The 2,829-nt window shown below is 67.6% G+C and carries 3 protein-coding genes; all 3 read right to left on the reverse strand.

Annotated elements, in window-relative coordinates:
• Window positions 1–287, reverse strand: a 287-nt coding sequence (locus tag EN994_RS25575; RefSeq protein WP_206530498.1) for an FAD binding domain-containing protein, incomplete at its 3' end; no start/stop codon positions are given.
• On the reverse strand, window positions 284–763 hold the full coding sequence (locus EN994_RS25580; RefSeq protein ID WP_013530702.1) for a (2Fe-2S)-binding protein: 480 nt from the start codon (window positions 761–763) through the stop codon (window positions 284–286). The genes EN994_RS25575 and EN994_RS25580, both read right to left, overlap by 4 nt.
• 232 nt (window positions 764–995) lie before the next feature.
• On the reverse strand, window positions 996–2,829 hold a 1,834-nt coding region (locus EN994_RS25585; protein ID WP_127307903.1), incomplete at its 5' end, for a molybdopterin cofactor-binding domain-containing protein.

A 2,829-nucleotide genomic window follows, 5' to 3' on the forward strand; every position in this document is an offset into this window, starting at 1 on the left:
TGCCACAGGGCTTCGGGGATGGCGGGGAAGCTGCTCTTGAGGGCGGCAGGGGGGGCGGCGTGGCGCAGCCTGGCCAGTGCGCCGAGGGTGACGCCGCGCTCGTTCACCTCGATCCTGCCCAACCCCTTGAGATGGGTGATGTCGACCAGCGTCTCGGGCTCGGCGACGCCGCATTTGGCGAGGTCGATCAGCGTGGTGCCGCCGGCCAAGAGCATGGCGCCGGGCAGGGCGGCCGCCTGGCGTGCCGCATCGAGCGAATTGGCGCGCACATACGAAAAATCCCTCATGATGCGGCCTCCAATGCTGCCTGGCGGACAGCGGCGACGATGTGCGGATAGGCGCCGCAGCGGCAGAGGTTGCCGGCCATATACTCGCGGATTTCTTCGTCGGAGCCGGCATGGCCTTCGCGGATGCAGGCGACCGCCGACATGATCTGGCCCGGCGTACAATAGCCGCACTGGAAGGCGTCCTGTTCGAGGAAGGCAGCCTGCACGGGATGCATTTCGCCCTCCCGTGCAAGCCCCTCTATGGTGGTGACGGTGCGGCCCTCGACTTGTGCGGCCAGCGTCAGGCAGGCCAGCACGCGCTCGCCGTCGATATGCACGGTGCAGGCGCCGCACTGGCCGTGGTCGCAGCCCTTCTTGGTTCCGGTCAGGCCGAGGCGATCGCGCAAGGCATCGAGCAGCGTGACGCGCGGCTCGAGTTGCAGATCGTGATCACGGCCGTTGATGTCGAGATGAACTGGGATCGTTGTTTTGGTCATGGGCGTCGGGCTCCAGTTGCTTGACGCGAAGTCGTTGATTTCATCTTTGGCAGCCGGCGGGGACCTGGCGCCGGCTGTGCGGCCCTTCGCTGCCGCTCCCCGCCTTCGGGCGTTCAGCCCCTTAAAAAGGTCCACTGGACTTTTTGGTGCGCCCGAAGGCGGACCGGGCCTTCACCATTCGTCGTTCGGGAAGCCAAGCAATTGGCTTCCCATCCGCTAGGTGGACCACTCCTCACCCCAGCAGGTCCTCGATGCGGACCGGAAAGCGCCGCGGCCGCACGCCGGTCGCATGCCAGACCGCATTGGCGACGGCGCCGGCCGTGCCGGTGATGCCGATTTCGCCGACGCCCTTGATGCCGAGCGCGTTGACGTGAGGGTCGTCCTCGTGGACCAGCAACGCCTCGACCGATGGAACGTCGGCATTCACCGGGACATGATATTCGGCGAGGTTGGCATTCTGGATCCGGCCAGAGCGCCGGTCGGTGATGGCTTCCTCATGCAGCGCGAACGAGACGCCCCAGATCATGCCGCCATAATACTGGCTGCGCACCAGCCTGGGATTGATGACCCGTCCGGCGGCGAACGCACCGACCAGCCTTGTGACACGGATCTGGCCAAAATCCGGATCGACCTTCACCTCGGCAAACACGGCGCCATGCGCGTGCTTGGCATAGGCCTCCTGAGACGCCGGGTCGGGAGCGCCCTTGCCGTGGCCCTCGATCTCGGTGAGGCCCGCGCGCGTGAGGATTTCGGCGTAGCTTTCACCGCGGCTTTCATCGTCGCGCCGATAGAGGCGGCCGCCGCGCGCCAGCACGCCTTCATTGCCGGCGCCGTAGAGCGGCGAGCCCTCGTCGCCGGTGGCGAGATCGGCGAGCCTGGCGATGACGGCGGCGCCCGCATTGTGGATCGCCATGCCGGCCGTCGCCGTGTGGCCGGAGCCGCCGGCAATGCCTGCATTGGGCAGATCGGAGCTGCCGGCCCTGAAATCGACCTGGTCGATATCCAGTCCCAGTCCGTCGGCGGCGATCTGGGCGAAGGCGGTCCAGGCGCCTTGCCCCATGTCCTGAGCGCCGGTCTCCATCACGCCGCTGCCATCGGCTCTCAGCACCGCCCGCGCTTCGGCCTGGAACATGATCGCCGGGAAGGTCGCCGTGCCCATGCCCCAGCCGGTCAGGAAACCGTCGGCGTCGCGCATCAGCCGAGGCTGAAGCGGGCGGCTCGCCCAGCCGAACGTCTCGGCCGCTTGCCTGTAGCATTCGCGCAGCGCCTTGGAGGAAAACGGCTTGCCGGTCATCGGCTCGACCTCGGCATAGTTCCGCAGCCGGAATTCCAGCGGGTCCATGCCGCAGGCGTAGGCTGCCTCATCGATAGCGCTCTCCAGCGCGATCGAGCCGGTGGCTTCGCCGGGCGCCCGCATGAACAGCGGCGTACCGGTATCGAGCCGCACCGCATCGTGCGAGGTGGCGATGGCCGGGCTGGCATAGAGCGTGTGCGAGGCATCCGCCGCCGGTTCGAAGAAATCGTCGAACGTGCTCGACGCGGTCTTGGCGTGATGGTCGAGTGCCGTCAGCCGCCCTTCGCCATCCATGCCCATGCGCAGCGTCTGGCGCGTCGGCGCACGGTGGCCGACCGGCCCGTACATCTGCTCACGTCGCAGCACCAGCTTGACCGGACGGCCGACGAGACGCGCCGCCAGGATGCCGAGCACCTGCGGCCCGGAGATCATGCCTTTCGAACCGAAGCCGCCACCCAGGAACGGGCTGCGGATGTGGATGTTCTCCGGCGCGATGCCGAACAGGCCGGCGATGCGGCCCTGCGCCATGGCAAGGCCCTGGCTCGGTGTGTCGATCGACAGTGTGTCGCCTTCCCAGGCGACGACGATCGCATGCGGCTCCATGGCGTTGTGGTACTGGGCCGGCGTCTCGTAGGTGGCTTCGATCCGCGTCTTTGCGGATTTAAGGCCGACCTCGACATCGCCCTTGTGCTGCACGGCCGGACCGCCGACGCCGACAGCACGCGGCACGAAATTTTCGGCGCCGTCGAGGCCAACGCGCGCCGGCATCACT

Origin of the sequence: Mesorhizobium sp. M7A.F.Ca.CA.002.09.1.1 (assembly GCF_003998555.1) — a bacterium.
GTDB classification, from domain to species: Bacteria; Pseudomonadota; Alphaproteobacteria; order Rhizobiales; family Rhizobiaceae; genus Mesorhizobium; species Mesorhizobium ciceri.